The organism is Streptomyces sp. NPDC037421 (genome assembly GCF_055602105.1).
On record NZ_JBVJWV010000029.1, the window covers coordinates 56,459 to 74,552 of the forward strand.

13 protein-coding genes are annotated in these 18,094 nt (G+C 69.2%); all 13 read left to right on the forward strand.

Annotated elements, in window-relative coordinates:
* Positions 1–114 precede the first annotated feature (114 nt).
* On the forward strand, positions 115–2,565 hold the full coding sequence (locus ACZ7IF_RS30695; protein ID WP_470978012.1) for an ABC transporter family substrate-binding protein: 2,451 nt from the start codon (positions 115–117) through the stop codon (positions 2,563–2,565).
* A gap of 345 nt (positions 2,566–2,910) precedes the next feature.
* Positions 2,911–4,815 (forward strand): translational GTPase TypA, encoded by a 1,905-nt coding sequence (gene typA / locus ACZ7IF_RS30700; RefSeq protein ID WP_470978013.1) that lies wholly within the window; start codon positions 2,911–2,913, stop codon positions 4,813–4,815.
* Positions 4,816–5,242: 427 nt separating this feature from the next.
* Positions 5,243–6,865 carry a peptide ABC transporter substrate-binding protein gene (locus tag ACZ7IF_RS30705; protein ID WP_470978015.1) on the forward strand — a complete coding sequence of 541 codons (1,623 nt, stop codon included), beginning with the start codon at positions 5,243–5,245 and terminating at the stop codon, positions 6,863–6,865.
* Positions 6,866–6,960: 95 nt separating this feature from the next.
* A complete protein-coding gene (locus ACZ7IF_RS30710; protein WP_405978768.1) occupies positions 6,961–7,908 on the forward strand; it encodes an ABC transporter permease in 948 nt (315 codons plus the stop codon).
* Positions 7,901–8,860, forward strand: a complete 960-nt coding sequence (locus ACZ7IF_RS30715; protein ID WP_405978767.1) for an ABC transporter permease — start codon at positions 7,901–7,903, stop codon at positions 8,858–8,860. Before ACZ7IF_RS30710 ends, ACZ7IF_RS30715 begins: the two co-directional genes overlap by 8 nt.
* Before the next feature lie 14 nt (positions 8,861–8,874).
* Complete coding sequence (locus ACZ7IF_RS30720) at positions 8,875–9,930, forward strand: ABC transporter ATP-binding protein (protein WP_470978017.1); 1,056 nt, start codon at positions 8,875–8,877, stop codon at positions 9,928–9,930.
* Complete coding sequence (locus ACZ7IF_RS30725; protein WP_470978018.1) at positions 9,923–10,969, forward strand: ABC transporter ATP-binding protein; 1,047 nt, start codon at positions 9,923–9,925, stop codon at positions 10,967–10,969. Before ACZ7IF_RS30720 ends, ACZ7IF_RS30725 begins: the two co-directional genes overlap by 8 nt.
* Positions 10,970–11,103: 134 nt before the next feature.
* Positions 11,104–12,048 (forward strand): GNAT family N-acetyltransferase, encoded by a 945-nt coding sequence (locus ACZ7IF_RS30730; RefSeq protein WP_470978021.1) that lies wholly within the window; start codon positions 11,104–11,106, stop codon positions 12,046–12,048.
* 106 nt (positions 12,049–12,154) lie between these two features.
* The gene (locus ACZ7IF_RS30735; protein WP_470978022.1) at positions 12,155–13,786 is read left to right on the forward strand and encodes a peptide ABC transporter substrate-binding protein; all 1,632 of its coding nucleotides are present in this window, start codon (positions 12,155–12,157) and stop codon (positions 13,784–13,786) included.
* 31 nt (positions 13,787–13,817) lie between these two features.
* Positions 13,818–14,741: an ABC transporter permease gene (locus ACZ7IF_RS30740; protein ID WP_470978023.1), complete on the forward strand. Its 924-nt coding sequence runs from the start codon at positions 13,818–13,820 to the stop codon at positions 14,739–14,741.
* Positions 14,734–15,759, forward strand: a complete 1,026-nt coding sequence (locus ACZ7IF_RS30745; RefSeq protein ID WP_470978026.1) for an ABC transporter permease — start codon at positions 14,734–14,736, stop codon at positions 15,757–15,759. The genes ACZ7IF_RS30740 and ACZ7IF_RS30745 overlap by 8 nt, the downstream gene beginning before the upstream one ends.
* Positions 15,760–15,776: 17 nt before the next feature.
* The gene (locus ACZ7IF_RS30750; protein WP_470978029.1) at positions 15,777–16,754 is read left to right on the forward strand and encodes an ABC transporter ATP-binding protein; all 978 of its coding nucleotides are present in this window, start codon (positions 15,777–15,779) and stop codon (positions 16,752–16,754) included.
* The gene (locus tag ACZ7IF_RS30755; protein WP_470978101.1) at positions 16,747–17,808 is read left to right on the forward strand and encodes an ABC transporter ATP-binding protein; all 1,062 of its coding nucleotides are present in this window, start codon (positions 16,747–16,749) and stop codon (positions 17,806–17,808) included. Before ACZ7IF_RS30750 ends, ACZ7IF_RS30755 begins: the two co-directional genes overlap by 8 nt.
* Positions 17,809–18,094: the final 286 nt, after the last annotated feature.

Below are 18,094 nucleotides of genomic sequence, written 5' to 3' on the forward strand. Positions count from 1 at the left end.
GCGGTGGTCGATTTCAGTGGGTTTCCACACCGGTGTGATCAGCTCCATATACCGCCGAACGTGATCAAGACCCTGTTTTCACGGCCCTCGCGCCCCGCCCCGGAGGTACCACCCATGACCCAGAGAAGGCGCAGGTCCTTGGCGCTCCTCACCTCGGGAGTCCTCGCACTGCCGCTCCTCGCGGGCTGCGGGGCGGGTGAGGACGAGGGCGGCCCGGCCGCCGCGGGACCGGACATCGCGACGACCGTCCGGGAGCAGGTCGCCGACGGCGGTGTGCTGCGCTGGGCCGTGGACTCCCTGCCGGAGACCCTGAACACCTTCCAGGCCGACGCGGACGCCACCACCAACCGGATCGCCGGCGCGGTCCTGCCCCAGTTGTTCACCCTGGACGCCAAGGGCCGGCCGGTGGCCAATCCGGACTACCTGGAGAAGGCCGAGATCGTCGAGCGCGAGCCCAAGCAGGTCGTCCTGTACAAGCTGAACCAGCAGGCGGTGTGGAGCGACGGGCGCGAGATCGGCGCCGCCGACTTCGTCGCCCAGTGGCGGGCCCTGAACGGCAAGGACTCGGCGTACTGGACCGCCCGCAACGCCGGCTACGACCGGATCGAGAAGATCGAGCGCGGCAAGACCGACCTGGAGGTCAAGGTCACCTTCGTCAGGCCGTACGCCGACTGGCGCTCCCTGTTCAGCCCGCTCTACCCCAAGCAGGTCATGGGCACCCCCGAGGCCTTCAACGAGGGCGCCCGCGGCGCCCTCAAGGTCACCGCCGGGCCCTTCGGCCTCGGGGCCATCGACAAGAAGACCGGCACCGCGGCGCTGACCCGCAACCCGCGCTGGTGGGGCCGGCCCGCGAAGCTGGACACGCTCGTGCTGGCGGCGGTGCCCAGGGCGGGCCGCCCGGCGGCGCTGGCCGCCGGGAAGGTCGACCTGGCCGAGATCGACCGCTCGGGCGCCGACCGCATCGCCCTCGCCCACCGGGACGCCGGCCGGGTGGACGGCACGCACGGCCCGGGCGCCTCCCTCACCCCCGCCCAGGCCACCCTCTCCTGGGCGCTGGCCCACGGCGCCGACGAGGCCAGGGCGAAGGAGGAGCAGGAGACCCGCCAGAAGAACGCCGACGCCGTCAAGAAGTACGCGGAGGAGCAGTCGGCGCTGCGCGGCTTCACGGTCCGCAAGTCGCTGGAGCCCGCCTACACGCAGCTGGCGATGAACGGGGCCTCCGGCCCGCTCTCGGACGAGCGGGTCCGCCGGGCGGTGGCCCGCGCCCTGGACCGCAAGACGCTGGCCCAGATCGTCCTCAAGCCCCTGGGGCTGCCCGCGAAGCCGGTCGGCAGCCACCTGGCGCTGGCCGGGCAGCAGGCGTACGCCGACAACAGCGACGCCCTCGGAGGCCAGGACACCCAGGCGGCACAGGCCCTGCTCGCGGACGCGGGCTGGCGCAAGGGCGGCAAGCTGAACGAGCCGGCCGGGGCGAAGGCGGGGGCCGAGAGCGCCGAGAGCTCGCAGGACGACTCCAAGACCCCGGCGGGCGCCAAGCCCGGACCGGGCGACGGCACCGGCAACGACGGCCTCTACGTCGTGGGCGACGACGACGGCCGCAACGGCGACCTGCGCTCGGCCGCCTCCGACCTGGGCATCCGCCGGACCCGCCCGGGCCTGCCCGGCGCCCCCGCCGCGGGGCTGCGCGTCCTCCCGGAGGCGCCCGCGCGCGGCTTCGGCGAGGGCCCGGCAGACGGCCTGGCCGCCTTCGGCCACCCCGACGGGCCCTCGCCGGCCCTGGCCCCGGCCTCGCTCGCCGCGCAGCAGGAGCACGTACTGCTGGCCCAGGCGGAGGCCCTGGCGAAGGCCAAGGACCCGGCCGAGGGCGAGGACGCCAAGGCCCCGGCGGAGGGCGAGGACGCCAAGGCTCCCGCGGAGGGCGAGGACGCCAAGGAGCCCGCGGCCGCCAGCCCGGCCCCCGTCCCCGCCAAGCAGGCCCGCACCTCCGGCGCGATGCTCGCCAAGGACGGCAAGCCCCTCAGCCTGCGCTTCGTCCTGCCCGCCGGGCCCGGCTCGGAGGCACTGCGCTCGGTCGGCGAGCGGATCTCGCAGATGCTCCAGAAGATCGGCATCAGCACGGAGATCAAGAAGGTCGCCGACGAGAGCTTCTTCAAGGACCACATCGCCTCGGGCCAGTACGACCTGGCCCTGTACTCGTGGCCCGCGACGGCCTTCCCGGCCACCGACGCCCGCCCCATCTTCGCCAAGCCGGAGCCGGCCGCCGACGGCTCGCTCCTCGTCGAACAGAACTACACCCGGGTCGGCACCGACCACATCGACCAGCTCTTCGACCAGGCGGCCGGCGAGCTGGACGAGGCGCAGGCCCGCGAGCTGATGCGCAAGGCGGACGCCCGGATCTGGGCGGCGGCCGGCTCCATCCCGCTCTACCAGCGCCCCGAGCTGGTCGCCGTGAAGCCGGGCCTGGCCAACGCCGGCGCCTTCGGCCTCGGGGCGCCCCGCTACCAGGACATCGGCTGGAAGAAGCCGCCGGCCGCCAAGGACACCAAGGACGGCAAGAAGAAGTAGCCGCGGACATCGGGTGAAAAAACGGGGCCTGTCTGGTTGACCCCCGGGTAGCAAGCTCAGAAGTGACTCAAGTCCCTTGCCCGCCGGATCCCCGGCGGGCAAGGTCGTGCCCGAACCCATTGACCAGCCCATTGACCCGCATGAACACAGGCCGCGACCCCCGCCGGGACCCCCCACCCGAATCCCGGCGTTCCTCAGCCGTCCGGCCTCTTGACAGACCCCCCGGCAGGCGGTTCCCGCCACTCGACGTACGATGGGGTAAGGCCGTGGCAGGTTTCCGCCCGGCAGAGGCTCGCGTGCCAGGCCGTACGCGACGCCATCCACGATCCCGGGAGAAGCGCCGAAGTGCCCACGCGCCACGACATCCGTAACGTCGCCATCGTCGCCCACGTCGACCATGGCAAGACGACCATCGTCGATGCCATGCTCAAGCAGGCCGGTGCCTTCGCCGCCCACCAGCAGCTCGACGACCGCATGATGGACTCGAACGACCTGGAGCGTGAGAAGGGCATCACGATCCTCGCCAAGAACACGGCGGTGAAGTACCACCCCAAGGACGGCGGGGCCCCGATCACGATCAACATCATCGACACCCCCGGCCACGCCGACTTCGGTGGCGAGGTCGAGCGCGGTCTGTCGATGGTTGACGCCGTCGTCCTCCTGGTGGACGCCTCCGAGGGTCCGCTGCCCCAGACCCGCTTCGTGCTCCGCAAGGCCCTCCAGCAGCGCAAGCCCGTCATCCTCTGCATCAACAAGACGGACCGCCCGGACTCCCGGATCGACGAGGTCGTCAACGAGACGTACGACCTCTTCCTCGACCTGGACGCCGACGAGGACCAGATCGAGTTCCCGATCGTCTACGCCTGCGGCCGTGACGGCATCGCCTCGCTGACCAAGCCGGAGGACGGCACGGTCCCCGCGGACAGCGACAGCCTGGAGCCGTTCTTCTCGGCCATCCTGGAGCACGTCCCGGCCCCGGTGTACGACGAGGAGGCCCCGCTCCAGGCCCACGTCACCAACCTGGACGCCGACAACTTCCTCGGCCGCATCGCGCTGCTCCGCGTCGAGCAGGGCGAGCTGCGCAAGGGCCAGACCGTCGCGTGGATCAAGCGGGACGGCACGATCTCCAACGTCCGCATCACCGAGCTGATGATGACCGAGGCGCTCACCCGCAAGCCCGCCGAGGTCGCCGGCCCCGGTGACATCTGCGCCGTCGCCGGTATCCCCGACATCATGATCGGCGAGACCCTGGCCGACCCGGAGAACCCGGTCGCGCTGCCGCTGATCTCGGTCGACGAGCCGGCGATCTCCATGACCATCGGCACGAACACCTCCCCGATGGTCGGCCGCGGCGGCACGGGCAAGGGCGCGGACGCCAAGTCCGCGGTCAAGGACCGCAAGGTCACCGCCCGCCAGGTCAAGGACCGCCTGGACCGCGAGCTGATCGGTAACGTCTCGCTGCGCGTCCTGGACACCGACCGCCCGGACGCCTGGGAGGTGCAGGGCCGTGGTGAGCTGGCGCTGGCCATCCTGGTCGAGCAGATGCGCCGCGAGGGCTTCGAGCTGACCATCGGCAAGCCGCAGGTCGTCACGCAGGAGATCGACGGCAAGACGCACGAGCCGGTCGAGCGCATGACCATCGACGTGCCCGAGGAGCACATGGGCGCCGTCACGCAGCTCATGGGCGTCCGCAAGGGCCGCATGGACAACATGTCGAACCACGGCTCCGGCTGGGTCCGCATGGAGTTCGTCGTCCCGTCCCGTGGCCTGATCGGCTTCCGCACGGAGTTCCTGACCAACACCCGCGGTACGGGCATCGCCCACTCGATCCACGAGGGCCACGAGCCGTGGTTCGGTCAGCTGGTCACCCGCAACAACGGCTCCCTGGTCGCCGACCGCTCGGGCGCGGTCACGCCGTTCGCGATGATCAACCTGCAGGAGCGCGGCGTCCTGTTCACCGAGCCCGGCACCGAGGTGTACGAGGGCATGATCGTCGGCGAGAACTCGCGCTCCGACGACATGGACGTGAACATCACCAAGGAGAAGAAGCTCACCAACATGCGTGCGGCTTCCGCGGACAACACGGAGAACGTGATTCCGCCCCGCAAGCTCTCCCTGGAGCAGTCCCTGGAGTTCTGCCGCGACGACGAGTGCGTCGAGGTGACCCCGGAGGCCGTCCGCATCCGCAAGGTCGTCCTGGACCAGAAGGAGCGCTCGCGCACCGCCTCGCGCGCCAAGTCCGCCAAGTAGTACGCGAGTCGGACTCTGGCCGAAAGCAGTACGGCTGACGACGGCCCCTCCCCGCACCGGACCGGTGCGAGGAGGGGCCGTTCGCGTTTGTCAAACGGATTGTTGAGTTCTGGTGTCCGCATACCGACCGTGACGCTCCGGATGATGAGCTAACCGTCCGTTTCGCACGTGTCTGTCTCCTATCCGTTTGTCCGGATTTCGGGTTTTCGCCATGCGGTGATGTTGTGAAAACGAGACCACTTAAGTGTGGTTTACGGCCTGGCGGTCCCTGAGGATTGGCTCCATTGAGCTCGGGTCAATGGGTCACACGCTGTGGGGAGCGTCGACTCACGAGCACACACGATGGGACCGGATTTCGCTGTCAGGGGTGTCAGCGGGAACCGGGTCCTTCACGAATCGACAGTGACTCCTGAGGAGGCAAATACCCATGCGCGGAGCAACGAGCGCCAAGTGGGTCGCGGGTGCCGTGATCGTGGCCATGGCCGCGACGGCCTGCAGCACCGGTAGCAACGACGCCGGTGGCAAGGGCGGCAACATCACGGTTGTGCTCGGCGAGCCGCAGCACCGCCTGATCGGTCAGGACACCGCCGAGTCCGAGGGCTCCGAGGTCATGAACGCGGTCTTCAGCGGTCTGGTCAAGTACGACGCCAAGACCAACGAGCCGAAGCTCGACGTCGCCGAGTCCATCGAGAGCACGGACTCGAAGACCTGGACCATCAAGGTCAAGGACGGCTTCACCTTCCACAACGGTGAGAAGGTCGACGCGCAGTCGTTCGTCCGCGCCTGGAACTGGGGCGCCAACCAGGAGAACGTGGCCGAGGCCATGCCGTTCTTCGCCAAGATCGAGGGCTCCGACGAGCTCGCGCCGGGCAAGGACAAGAAGCCCGCCGCCAAGGAGCTCAAGGGCCTCAAGGTCGTTGACGAGAAGACCTTCACCGTCACGCTGAAGGAGCCCTTCTCCCAGTTCAAGACCATGCTGGGCTACAACGCCTTCTTCCCGCTGCCGAAGGCCTTCGAGACCATGGACTCGAAGAAGTTCGGTGAGAACCCGATCGGCAACGGCCCCTTCCAGATGGACGGCGCCTGGGAGCACAACAAGCAGATCAAGGTCAAGCGCTTCGACAAGTACCCGGCCGAGGGCCGTGCGAAGCTCGCGGGCGTCACCTTCAAGATCTACGACAACATGGACACGGCGTACAACGACCTGCGCGCCGACAACATCCAGATCGTCGACAAGCTCCCGATCTCGGCGATGGCCACCGTCTCCCAGGAGTTCGGCGACCGCTACATCTACAAGCCCGAGTCGGCCGTCGGCTACATCGGCCTCCCGCTGGAGACGAACCCCGAGGCGTTCGGCAAGCTGGAGATCCGACAGGCCATCTCCATGGCCATCGACCGGGACACGCTGACGAAGACCATCTTCAACGGCACCCGCAAGCCGGCCGACGACTTCATCAGCCCCATCATCCCGGGCTACCGCAAGGGCGCGCTGGGCGAGTTCGGCCAGTACAACCCGACCAAGGCCAAGGAGCTCTTCGAGAAGGCCGGCGGGGTCCCCGGCAACAAGATCGAGCTCGGCTACAACGCCGACGGCGGCCACAAGGAGTGGATCGAGGCCGTCGCCAACCAGCTGAAGGCGAACCTCGGCATCGAGGTCACCGCCAAGCCTTACGCCAAGTTCGGTGACATGCTGGACGACCTCGGTGCGGCGAAGTACAAGGGCGCCTTCCGCATGGCGTGGTCGATGGACTACCCGGCGGCGGAGAACTACCTGCGTCCGGTCTTCTCGAAGGTCGCGATCGAGCAGGGCTCCAACTACGGGCACTACCGCAACGACGAGTTCGAGAAGATCATGGCGGAGGCCGACAAGGCCACCGACGCCGCCGAGGGTCTGAAGCTGTACCAGAAGGCCGATGACATCATCATCCGCGACCTTCCGTACATCCCGGTGTTCACGTACATGTCCTCCGCGGCCTACTCCAAGTCCGTGAAGAACGTCGAGGTCGACGCCCAGGGCCAGATGGACCTGGCCAACGTCGAGCGCAACTAACACCCCTCGTCACTTAGGGGAGTTCCGGGGGGCGGGCAGACGGAATCAGGTTTCCGTCCGCCCGCCCTTTCCCCCTGTTCTTTGCTGGAGGTCTGATGGGCCGCTACCTCATCCGCCGACTCATACAGGCGATCCCTGTGCTGATCGGCGCCACGTTCCTGATCTACCTGCTCACCTTCGCGATGCCCGGCGCTGACCCGATTCAGCTCCTCGCCGGCGAGAAGAAGGCAGACCCGCTCGTCGCCGCCATGCTGCGAGAGAAGTACCACCTGGACGACCCGTTCCTGCTGCAGTACTGGAACTACATCACCGGCGTGTTCCAGGGTGACCTCGGCGAGACCCTCACCGGGCGCAAGGTCACCGACCTGATCGGCGAGGCGTTCCCGTACACGGTGAACCTCGCCATCTTCGCCTTCGTGATCGAGGCGATCGTGGGCGTCGCGGCCGGCATCATGGCCGCCCTGCGCCGCGGCAAGTTCCTCGACCAGCTGGTCCTCATCTCCACCCTGATGGTCATCTCGATCCCCGTCTTCGTGACCGGTTTCGTCCTCCAGCTGACCCTCGGCGTCCAGCTGAAGAACAGCTGGGGCATCGAGCTCTTCTCCGTCTCCTTCAACGAGAACGACGGACTCCAGGCCTACCTCCTCCCGGCCTGGGTGCTCGCCTCGACCTCGCTCGCGTACGTGGCCCGACTCACCCGTACCAGCCTGATGGAGACCATGCGCGCGGACTACGTCCGCACCGCGACCGCCAAGGGCCTGCCCCGCCGCCGCGTCGTCGTGAACCACGCGCTGCGCAACGCGCTGATCCCGATCGTCACCTTCCTCGGCGCCGACCTCGGTGCCCTCATGGGCGGTGCGGTCATCACCGAGCGCATCTTCAACATCCACGGCCTCGGCGGCCTGCTCGCCCAGTCCGTCTACCTCAAGCAGGGTGCCGTCGTCGTGGGTGGTGTGACCCTCCTGGTCCTCATCTACCTCGTCGCCAACCTCCTTGTGGACCTGCTGTACGCCGTGCTCGACCCGAGGATCCGCTATGCGTGACACGAATACGGTGGAGGACTCGATGACCGACACCCAGACGGCCGCGGCCACCTCCGGGGGCAAGCAGGCCGGCAAGGTCCAGGACAAGAAGAAGAAGGACCGCGAGGCCAGCCTCTGGTCCGACGCGATCGACGACCTGCGCCGCAACCCGATCTTCATCATCGGTGCAGTGCTCGTGGTGTTCCTGCTGATCGTCGCCGCCGTGCCGCAGCTGTTCACCGACGGCAGCCCGTTCGACGCCGGCGCCTGCAAGCTGGAGGACTCGCTCAAGACCCCGAGCGCGGCCCACTGGTTCGGCTACGACATCCAGGGCTGCGACGTCTACACGCGTACCGTGTGGGCCGCCCGCAACTCCGTGATCGTCGGCGTCGTCACCACCACGCTCGTCCTGCTCGTCGGCGGCGCCCTCGGCCTGATCGCCGGCTGGGTCGGCGGCTTCGTGGACAGCATCCTGTCCCGCTTCACCGAGATCTTCTTCGCCATCCCGCTGCTGCTCGGCGGCATGCTGATCATGTCCGCCATGCCCGGCAACGCCTGGACCGTCTCGCTGGTCCTCGCGGTCCTCGGCTGGCCGCAGATCTTCCGCATCATGCGGTCCTCGGTGCTGCAGAACAAGAACAACGACTACGTCGTGGCCGCCCGCGCCCTGGGCGCCGGGACGATGCGCATCACGATCCGCCACATCCTGCCGAACGCCGTCGCCCCGGTCATCGTGGTCGGCGCGATCAGCCTCGGTGTGTACATCTCCGCCGAGGCGGCCCTGTCGTACCTCGGCATCGGTGTCCAGCCCCCGGAGATCTCCTGGGGCCTGATGGTCAGCGACGCCTCGGCCCGCTGGCTCCAGGCACCGCACGTGCTGCTGTTCCCGTCCATCGCGCTGAGCGTCACCGTGCTCGCGTTCATCATGGTCGGCGACGCAGTACGCGACGCCCTCGACCCGAAGCTGCGCTGAGGAAGGGCGTAACGTTGACCACCATCGACAAGACCTCGAACGTCCCCGCGCCCCGCTCGGCGCCGGAGGGCACCCCCCTGCTCGAAGTGCGCGACCTGCACGTCGAGTTCCACACCCGCGACGGTGTGGCCAAGGCCGTCAACGGCGTCTCGTACTCGGTGAACGCCGGCGAGACCCTCGCCGTCCTCGGCGAGTCCGGCTCCGGCAAGTCCGTGACGGCGCAGGCCATCATGGGCATCCTCGACATGCCGCCCGGCAAGATCCCCTCCGGTGAGATCCTGTTCCAGGGCCAGGACCTGCTGAAGCTCCAGCCCGAGGAGTACCGCAAGATCCGCGGCTCGAAGATCGCCATGATCTTCCAGGACGCCCTGTCCTCGCTGAACCCGGTGCACACCGTCGGCGCCCAGCTCGGCGAGATGTTCCGCGTCCACCGCGGCATGTCCAAGAAGGACTCGCTGGCCAAGGCCGTCGAGCTCATGGACCGGGTGAAGATCCCCGCCGCCAAGGCGCGCGTGGGCGACTACCCGCACCAGTTCTCCGGCGGTATGCGCCAGCGCATCATGATCGCCATGGCGATGGCCCTGGAGCCCGACCTGATCATCGCCGACGAGCCGACCACGGCCCTCGACGTGACGGTCCAGGCCCAGGTCATGGACCTGCTCGCGGAGCTCCAGCGCGAGATGAACATGGGCCTGATCCTGATCACCCACGACCTCGGCGTCGTCGCCGACGTCGCGGACAAGATCGCCGTCATGTACGGCGGCCGGATCGTCGAGAACGCCCCGGTCCACGAGATCTACAGCCGTCCGGCACACCCGTACACCCGCGGCCTGCTCGACTCGATCCCGCGCCTGGACCAGAAGGGCCAGGAGCTCTACGCGATCAAGGGCCTGCCGCCCAACCTGCTCCACCTCCCCACGGGCTGCGCCTTCAACCCGCGCTGCCCCAAGGCCCAGGACATCTGCCGCACCGACGTGCCGGTCCTGCACCAGGTGACCGAGCGGGACGGCACCGAGCTGCCGGGCCGCGGCAGCGCGTGCCACTTCTGGAAGGAGCAGATCCATGGCTGATCTCACCAAGCCCAAGGGCGAGCCGATCCTTCAGGTGCGCAACCTGGTCAAGCACTTCCCGCTGACCCAGGGCATCCTGTTCAAGAAGCAGGTCGGCGCGGTCAAGGCCGTGGACGGGGTCTCCTTCGACCTCTACCAGGGCGAGACCCTCGGCATCGTCGGTGAGTCCGGCTGTGGCAAGTCCACCGTCGCCAAGCTCCTCATGAGCCTGGAGAAGGCCACCGCCGGCGAGGTCTTCTACAAGGGCCAGGACATCACCAAGCTGTCCGGCGCGGCCCTGAAGGCCGTCCGCCGCAACATCCAGATGGTGTTCCAGGACCCGTACACCTCGCTGAACCCGCGGATGACGGTCGGCGACATCATCGGCGAGCCGTACGAGATCCACCCCGAGGTGGCTCCCAAGGGCGACCGGCGCCGCAAGGTCCAGGAGCTCCTGGACGTGGTGGGCCTGAACCCGGAGTACATCAACCGGTACCCGCACCAGTTCTCCGGCGGGCAGCGCCAGCGCATCGGCATCGCCCGCGGCCTCGCGCTGAACCCGGAGATCATCATCTGCGACGAGCCGGTCTCCGCGCTCGACGTGTCGGTGCAGGCGCAGGTCGTCAACCTGATGGGCAAGCTCCAGGACGAGTTCAACCTCTCCTACGTGTTCATCGCGCACGACCTGTCCATCGTCCGGCACATCTCGGACCGCGTGGGCGTCATGTACCTGGGCAAGATGGCCGAGATCGGCACCGACGCCGAGATCTACGACCACCCCACCCACCCGTACACCCAGGCCCTGCTCTCCGCCGTGCCGGTGCCGGACCCGGAGGCCCGCGAGGGCCGCGACCGGATCATCCTCACCGGTGACGTCCCCTCCCCGGCCAACCCGCCGTCGGGCTGCCGCTTCCGCACCCGCTGCTGGAAGGCCGAGGAGAAGTGCGCCACGGAGGAGCCGCTGCTGGCGATCCCGACGCGCTTCGTGGGCTCCGACAGCCCGGCCGCGCACGAGTCGGCGTGCCACTTCGCGGAGGAGAAGGCCGTCCTGGCCGGCTGACCTCCCCGTACGGCGTACGCGTCCCAGGGCGCCCGGGCCGGAGCACCAGCTCCTGCCCGGGCGCCCTCGGCGTTTCCCCGCCCGGGGCCCAAAGTCCGTTGCGGCCGCGCCCCCGCGCCGCCGACAGTGGACGGATGACCACCGAGAGGCTGACCGTCCGCCCGGCCGGGCCCGGGGACGCGCGGGACATCTGCGCACTGCTCAACGCCGTCGACGTCATCGAGATCGGCAGACCCGAGACCGACCTGGGCACCGTCGAGGCCGACCTCAACCACCCCGACGTGGACCTCGCCGCCGACTCCTGGCTGGCCTTCCAGGGCGGCCGGCCCGTCGCCTACGCCCTCGTCTGGGCCGACTCCGGACCCGGCCGCATCGACGGCGACCACTACGTCCTGCCCGGCCACGGCCGGGCCGCCATGGCACTGCTGCGGCGGATGGAGGACCGGGCCCGCGAGATGGCAGCCGGCACCGGTTCCGGCGCCCGGCTGCGGATCCAGCTCAACGTCAGGCCCACCCTCGACCTCACCCTCCTCACCGGCTGCGGCTACCGCAGCGTGCGCCGCTACCAGGTGATGACCCGCCGCCTCTCTCCCGCCGCCGACCTGCCCCCCGCCCCGCCCGAGGGCCTGACCCTGCGCGACTGCGCCGCCGACGAGGCCGACCGCCGCCGTGCCCACGCCCTGGTGGAGGAGACCTTCGCCGCCCACTTCGGGCACGCGGCCCGCCCGTACGGGGCCTGGCTCGACCACATCGACGGCCGCGCCCTCGACTGGTCGCTCGTGTGGATCGCGAGCCTGCCCGGCAAGGGCGACTCGGCCGTCCTCGTCACCCGCGACGACCGCACCAGCATGGGCTGGATCAGCCACCTCGGCGTGCGCGAGGACCTGCGCGGCCGGGGCATCGGCGCCCACCTGCTGCGGCACGCCTTCGCCGCCTACGCCGCCCGCGGCCGCGACACCCTGGGCCTCGGCGTGGACACCCTCAACGAGAGCGGCGCCCTCGGCCTGTACGAGGCGCACGGCATGGCCCTGCACTACGCGGTCGACACCTGGGAGCTCATGTTGCACCCCCAGGGGTGACAGGCGGGGGACGCGAGGGTGCAATCGGGCCAACCGGGAGTGCACAGGACCCGACATGGGGTGACATTGCCCCTAAGTGAGTCTTGGGAGCCATAGGAGGCACTCCATGCGCGGAGCCACCCACGCCAAGCGGGCCGCATGTGCGGTGGCCGTCGCCCTCGCGGCGACGGCCTGCGGCGGCGGGAGCGACAGCGGCGGGGGCGGCGGCGCGGCAGGGATCGTCAGCTCCTCCTGGGGTGACCCGCAGAACCCGCTGGAGCCCGCCAACACCAACGAGGTGCAGGGCGGCAAGGTCCTCGACATGCTCTTCCGGGGTCTCAAACGCTACGACGCGAAGACCGGCGAGGCCAGGAACATGGTCGCCGAGAAGATCGAGACCACCGACAGCCAGAACTTCACGATCACCCTGAAGGACGGCTGGAAGTTCAGCAACGACGAGCCGGTCACCGCGCAGTCCTTCGTCGACGCCTGGAACTACGCGGCGGACGTGCGCAACAAGCAGAACAACGCGCCCTTCTTCGCCGACATCGTGGGCTACGCCGACCTGCACCCCGCCTCCGGGGAGCCGAAGGTCAAGACCATGTCCGGGCTGGTGGTCAAGGACCCGAAGACCTTCACCGTCGCCCTGAAGTCGAAGTTCTCCACCTGGCCCGAGACCCTCGGCTACCAGGCCTTCTCCCCGCTGCCCAAGGCCTTCTTCACCGACCACTCCGCCTGGCTCGACAAGCCCGTCGGCAACGGCCCGTACACGGTGGACTCGTACACCAAGGGCACCGGCATGAAGCTGCGCAAGTGGGAGGGGTACCCCGGCGAGGACAAGGCGCAGAACGGCGGCGTCGACCTCAAGGTCTACACCGACAACAACACCGCCTACACGGACCTGATCTCCGGCAACCTCGACCTCGTCGACGACGTCCCGGCGCAGCAGCTGAAGAACGTCAAGAACGACCTCGGCGACCGCTACATCAACCAGCCGGCCCTCATCATCCAGACCCTCACCTTCCCGCTGTACGACCCCCAGTGGGGCAAGGAGGGCATGGAGAAGGTCCGCCGGGGCATCTCGATGGCGATCGACCGCGACGAGATCACCCAGCAGATCTTCCGCGAGACCCGCACCCCCGCCAAGGACTGGACCTCCCCGGCCCTCGGCGACAAGGGCGGCTTCAAGTCCACCCTCTGCGGCGACGCCTGCACGTACGACCCCAAGGCGGCCAAGGCGCTCATCCAGGAGGGCGGCGGCCTGCCCGGCGGCAAGATGACCCTCACCTCGAACGTGGACACCGGCTCGCACCGCGACTGGATGGACGCCGTCTGCAACAGCGTCAACAACGCCCTCGGCGAGGGCCCGGTCTGCACCGTCAACCCGGTCGGCACCTTCGCGGACTTCCGCAACCAGCAGAGCGCCTACAAGCTCACCGGGCCCTTCCGCTCCGGCTGGCAGGCCGACTACCCGCTGATCCAGAACTTCCTCCAGCCGCTGTACTACACCGGAGCCTCCTCCAACTACGGCAAGTTCAGCAGCCCGGACTTCGACAAGCTCGTCGACCAGGCCAACCAGGAGACCGACGCCGCCAAGGCCACCGGCTTCTTCCAGGACGCGGAGAAGATCCTCGCCGAGCAGATGCCGGCCATCCCCCTCTGGTACCAGAACGGCAGCGCCGGCCACTCCGAGCGGATCTCCGACGTCGCCCTGAACCAGTTCAGCGTCCCGGTCTACGACGAGATCAAGGTCAGCTGACCCCTCCGACGGATCGATCCTGGAGCAGTCCATGGGACGTTACGTGATCCGGCGGCTGCTCCAGATGATCCCCGTGTTCATCGGCAGCACCTTCCTGATCTTCATCATGGTCTACGCGCTCGGCGACCCGGTCGCGGCCCTCTTCGGCGACAAGGCACCCGACCCCGCCACGGCCGCCCGGATCCGCAAGGACCTCTACCTCGACCGCCCCCTGTGGGAGCAGTACGTCCACTACATGGGGCAGATCTTCAAGGGCGACTTCGGCACGGCCTTCAACGGCCAGAAGGTCACCGAGCTGATGGCCACGGCCTTCCCCGTCACCCTGCGCCTGACCCTGGTGGCCATCGCCATCGAGATCGTCGTCGGCATCACCCTCGGCGTGGTCAGCGGACTGCGCCGGGGCAAGACGATCGACACCACCCTGCTGGTCCTCACCCTCGTCGTCATCTCCGTGCCCACCTTCGTCACCGGCTACCTGCTCCAGTTCGTCTTCGGCGTCAAATGGGGCTGGGTACGCCCCACCGTCTCCCCGGACGCACCCTTCAACGAGCTGATCCTGCCCGGCATCGTCCTCGCCCTGGTCTCCCTCGCGTACGTCACCCGGCTCTCGCGGACCTCCATCGCCGAGAACGTCAAGGCCGACTACGTCCGCACCGCCGTCGCCAAGGGCCTGCCGCGCCGCCGGGTCATCACCCGCCACCTGCTGCGCAACTCCCTCATCCCCGTGGTCACCTTCATCGGCACCGACATCGGCGCCCTCATGGGCGGCGCCATCGTCACCGAGCGGATCTTCAACATCCACGGCGTCGGCTACCAGCTCTACCAGGGCATCCTGCGCAACAACTCGCCCACGGTGGTCGGCTTCGTCACCATCCTCGTCATCGTCTTCCTGGTGGCGAACCTGCTCGTCGACCTGCTCTACGCGGTCCTGGACCCGAGGATCCGTTATGCCTGAGCCCGAGCGCCCCGAAGGCCCCGGCGGCTACGACCCGGTGGGCCCCCGCCCCGGCGAGGCGATGTCGCCCACCGGCCAGGGCGGGGCCATGGACCTGGCCCTCCAGGAGGCCGAGAGCGTGGAAGGCGTCGCCGAGGAGTCCGGCCCCGCCGGAGCGGCCGGCCCCCGGGAGAAGGCCCGCTCCCTGTGGTCCGACGCCTGGCACCAGCTGCGCCGCAACCCCGTCTTCATCGTCTCGGCGCTGCTCATCCTCTTCCTCGTCACCATCTCCATCTGGCCCCAGCTCATCGCGAGCGGCGACCCCCTCCAGTGCGACCTGTCCAAATCGCAGCAGGGCTCCGCCCCCGGACACCCCTTCGGGTACGACACCCAGGGCTGCGACGTCTACACCCGCACCGTCTACGGCGCCCGCGCCTCCATCACCGTCGGCGTCTGCGCGACCGTCGGCGCCGCCCTGCTGGGCTCCGTACTCGGCGGGCTCGCCGGCTTCTTCGGCGGCTGGGGCGACTCCCTGCTCTCCCGCGTCGCCGACATCTTCTTCGGGATCCCCGTCGTCCTCGGCGGCCTGGTCTTCCTGTCCGTGGTCACCAGCACCACCGTGTGGCCCGTCGTCGGCTTCATCGTGCTGCTCGGCTGGCCGCAGCTCGCCCGCATCGCCCGCGGCTCGGTGATCACCGCCAAGCAGAACGACTACGTCCAGGCCGCCAGGGCCCTCGGCGCCGGCAACGGGCGCATGCTGCTGCGCCACGTGGCCCCCAACGCCGTGGCCCCCGTCATCGTCGTCGCCACCATCGCGCTGGGCACCTACATCGCCCTCGAAGCCACCCTGTCCTTCCTCGGCGTGGGCCTGCGCCCGCCCACGGTCTCCTGGGGCATCGACATCTCCAACGCCGCCACCCAGATCCGCAACGCCCCGCACATGCTGCTCTGGCCGGCGGGCGCCCTGAGCCTGACCGTGCTCGCCTTCATCATGCTCGGCGACGCGGTCCGCGACGCCCTCGACCCCAAGCTGCGCTGAGGAGTGTGAGCCGCCAGATGCTGCTCGAAGTCCGGGACCTGCACGTCGAGTTCACCACCCGCGACGGAGTCGCCAAGGCCGTCAACGGGGTCGACTACTCGGTGGACGAGGGCGAGACCCTCGCCGTGCTCGGCGAGTCCGGCTCCGGCAAGTCGGTGACGGCCCAGGCCGTGATGGGGATCCTCGACGTCCCGCCCGGCCGGATCACGGGCGGCCAGATCCTCTTCAAGGGCAAGGACCTCCTGAAGATGAAGGAGGAGGAGCGCCGCCGGATCCGCGGCGCCGACATGGCGATGATCTTCCAGGACGCCCTGTCCTCCCTCAACCCCGTGCTCAGCGTCGGCGCCCAGCTCGGCGAGATGTTCGAGGTCCACCGCGGAGCGTCCCGCAAGGACGCCCGGGCCAAGGCCGTGGAGCTGATGGACCGGGTGAAGATCCCCGCCGCGAAACAGCGGGTGGGGGACTACCCGCACCAGTTCTCCGGCGGCATGCGCCAGCGCATCATGATCGCGATGGCGCTGGCCCTGGAACCCTCCCTGATCATCGCCGACGAGCCCACCACCGCCCTCGACGTCACCGTCCAGGCCCAGGTCATGGACCTGCTCGCGGAGCTCCAGCGCGAACTCAACATGGGCCTCATCCTGATCACCCACGACCTCGGCGTCGTCGCCGACGTCGCCGACAAGATCGCCGTCATGTACGCGGGCCGGATCGTCGAGGCCGCGCCCGTGCGCGAGATCTACAAGTCGCCCGCCCACCCCTACACCCGGGGCCTGCTCGACTCGATCCCGCGCCTGGACCAGAAGGGCCAGGAGCTCTACGCGATCAAGGGCCTCCCGCCGAACCTCCTGGCCATCCCGCCCGGCTGCGCCTTCAACCCGCGCTGCCCGATGGCCCAGGCCGTCTGCCGCGCCGAGGTCCCGCCGCTGGCCGACGTCGCCCCGGACCGCTCCAGCGCCTGCTTCTTCTGGAAGGAGTGCCTCGGTGCTGCCTGATCCCATCCTGGAGGTCCGCGACCTCGTCAAGCACTACCCGCTGACCCAGGGCATCCTGTTCAAGAAGCAGGTCGGCGCGGTCAAGGCCGTCGACGGCGTCTCCTTCTCCCTGGCCCCGGGGGAGACCCTCGGCATCGTCGGCGAGTCCGGCTGCGGGAAGTCCACCGTCGCCCGGATGCTGGTCAACCTCGAACGCCCCACCGCCGGCGCCATCTCGTACAAGGGCGAGGACATCACCAAGCTCTCGGGCCGCGCCCTGAAGGCCGTCCGCCGCAACATCCAGATGGTGTTCCAGGACCCGTACACCTCGCTGAACCCGCGGATGACGGTCGGCGACATCATCGGCGAGCCGTACGAGATCCACCCCGAGGTGGCTCCCAAGGGCGACCGGCGCCGCAAGGTCCAGGAGCTCCTGGACGTGGTGGGCCTGAACCCGGAGTACATCAACCGGTACCCGCACCAGTTCTCCGGCGGCCAGCGCCAGCGCATCGGCATCGCCCGCGGCCTCGCGCTGAACCCGGAGATCATCATCTGCGACGAGCCGGTCTCCGCGCTCGACGTCTCCGTCCAGGCGCAGGTGGTCAACCTCCTGGAGCGGCTCCAGGACGAGTTCGGCCTCTCGTACGTGTTCATCGCGCACGACCTGTCCATCGTCCGGCACATCTCCGACCGGGTGGGGGTCATGTACCTGGGCCGCGTCGTCGAGATCGGTACCGACACCCAGATCTACGACCACCCCACCCACCCCTACACCCAGGCCCTGCTCTCCGCCGTACCCGTACCCGACCCCGGGGCCCGCGCCCACCGGGAGCGGATCATCCTCACCGGCGACGTGCCCTCCCCGGCCAATCCGCCGTCGGGCTGTCCCTTCCGGACCCGCTGCTGGAAGGCCGAATCCCGCTGTGCGGCGGAGGTCCCCCTGCTGGCCGTCCCGCAGGCCCTCCCCCCGGGCCCGGCCGCCCACCCGTCGGCCTGCCACTTCGCTGCGGAGAAGCGGGTGGTCCCGCCCCCGGGCGAACTCCCGCCCCCGCCGGCCCCCCTGACGAAGGAGTAGCGAACGGTTTCGGACGCCCGGGTGAGCGATCATTTCCAGCCACCCCGCGCGCGGGCGCCCGGTCGGGCCCGCTTTGACCCAACACGCTTAACACAGGGGCAACTTGACCGTTTCTGCCCCGAGATCTGGGGCATGCAGTCTGGGCCGTGTGCGGCCGTGCGGGTGCCGACAGCCGGCCGGGAGGGCGTCCAGCCCTCCCGGCCGGTCTTCGTATGCCCCCGGCCGTGCGCGGCATGCGCCCCTCGTGCTGCCGGAATTCGATCGATGCGCTGGTACGGATAGTTAT

What these genes read in the sequence shown, in the direction of transcription:
- ACZ7IF_RS30695 (WP_470978012.1), top strand. Translation starts at nt 115, where the DNA reads ATGACCCAGAGAAGGCGCAGGTCCTTGGCGCTCCTCACCTCGGGAGTC.
- ACZ7IF_RS30705 (WP_470978015.1), top strand. Translation starts at nt 5,243, where the DNA reads ATGCGCGGAGCAACGAGCGCCAAGTGGGTCGCGGGTGCCGTGATCGTG.
- ACZ7IF_RS30710 (WP_405978768.1), top strand. Translation starts at nt 6,961, where the DNA reads ATGGGCCGCTACCTCATCCGCCGACTCATACAGGCGATCCCTGTGCTG.
- ACZ7IF_RS30715 (WP_405978767.1), top strand. Translation starts at nt 7,901, where the DNA reads ATGCGTGACACGAATACGGTGGAGGACTCGATGACCGACACCCAGACG.
- ACZ7IF_RS30725 (WP_470978018.1), top strand. Translation starts at nt 9,923, where the DNA reads ATGGCTGATCTCACCAAGCCCAAGGGCGAGCCGATCCTTCAGGTGCGC.
- ACZ7IF_RS30730 (WP_470978021.1), top strand. Translation starts at nt 11,104, where the DNA reads ATGACCACCGAGAGGCTGACCGTCCGCCCGGCCGGGCCCGGGGACGCG.
- ACZ7IF_RS30735 (WP_470978022.1), top strand. Translation starts at nt 12,155, where the DNA reads ATGCGCGGAGCCACCCACGCCAAGCGGGCCGCATGTGCGGTGGCCGTC.
- ACZ7IF_RS30740 (WP_470978023.1), top strand. Translation starts at nt 13,818, where the DNA reads ATGGGACGTTACGTGATCCGGCGGCTGCTCCAGATGATCCCCGTGTTC.
- ACZ7IF_RS30745 (WP_470978026.1), top strand. Translation starts at nt 14,734, where the DNA reads ATGCCTGAGCCCGAGCGCCCCGAAGGCCCCGGCGGCTACGACCCGGTG.
- ACZ7IF_RS30750 (WP_470978029.1), top strand. Translation starts at nt 15,777, where the DNA reads ATGCTGCTCGAAGTCCGGGACCTGCACGTCGAGTTCACCACCCGCGAC.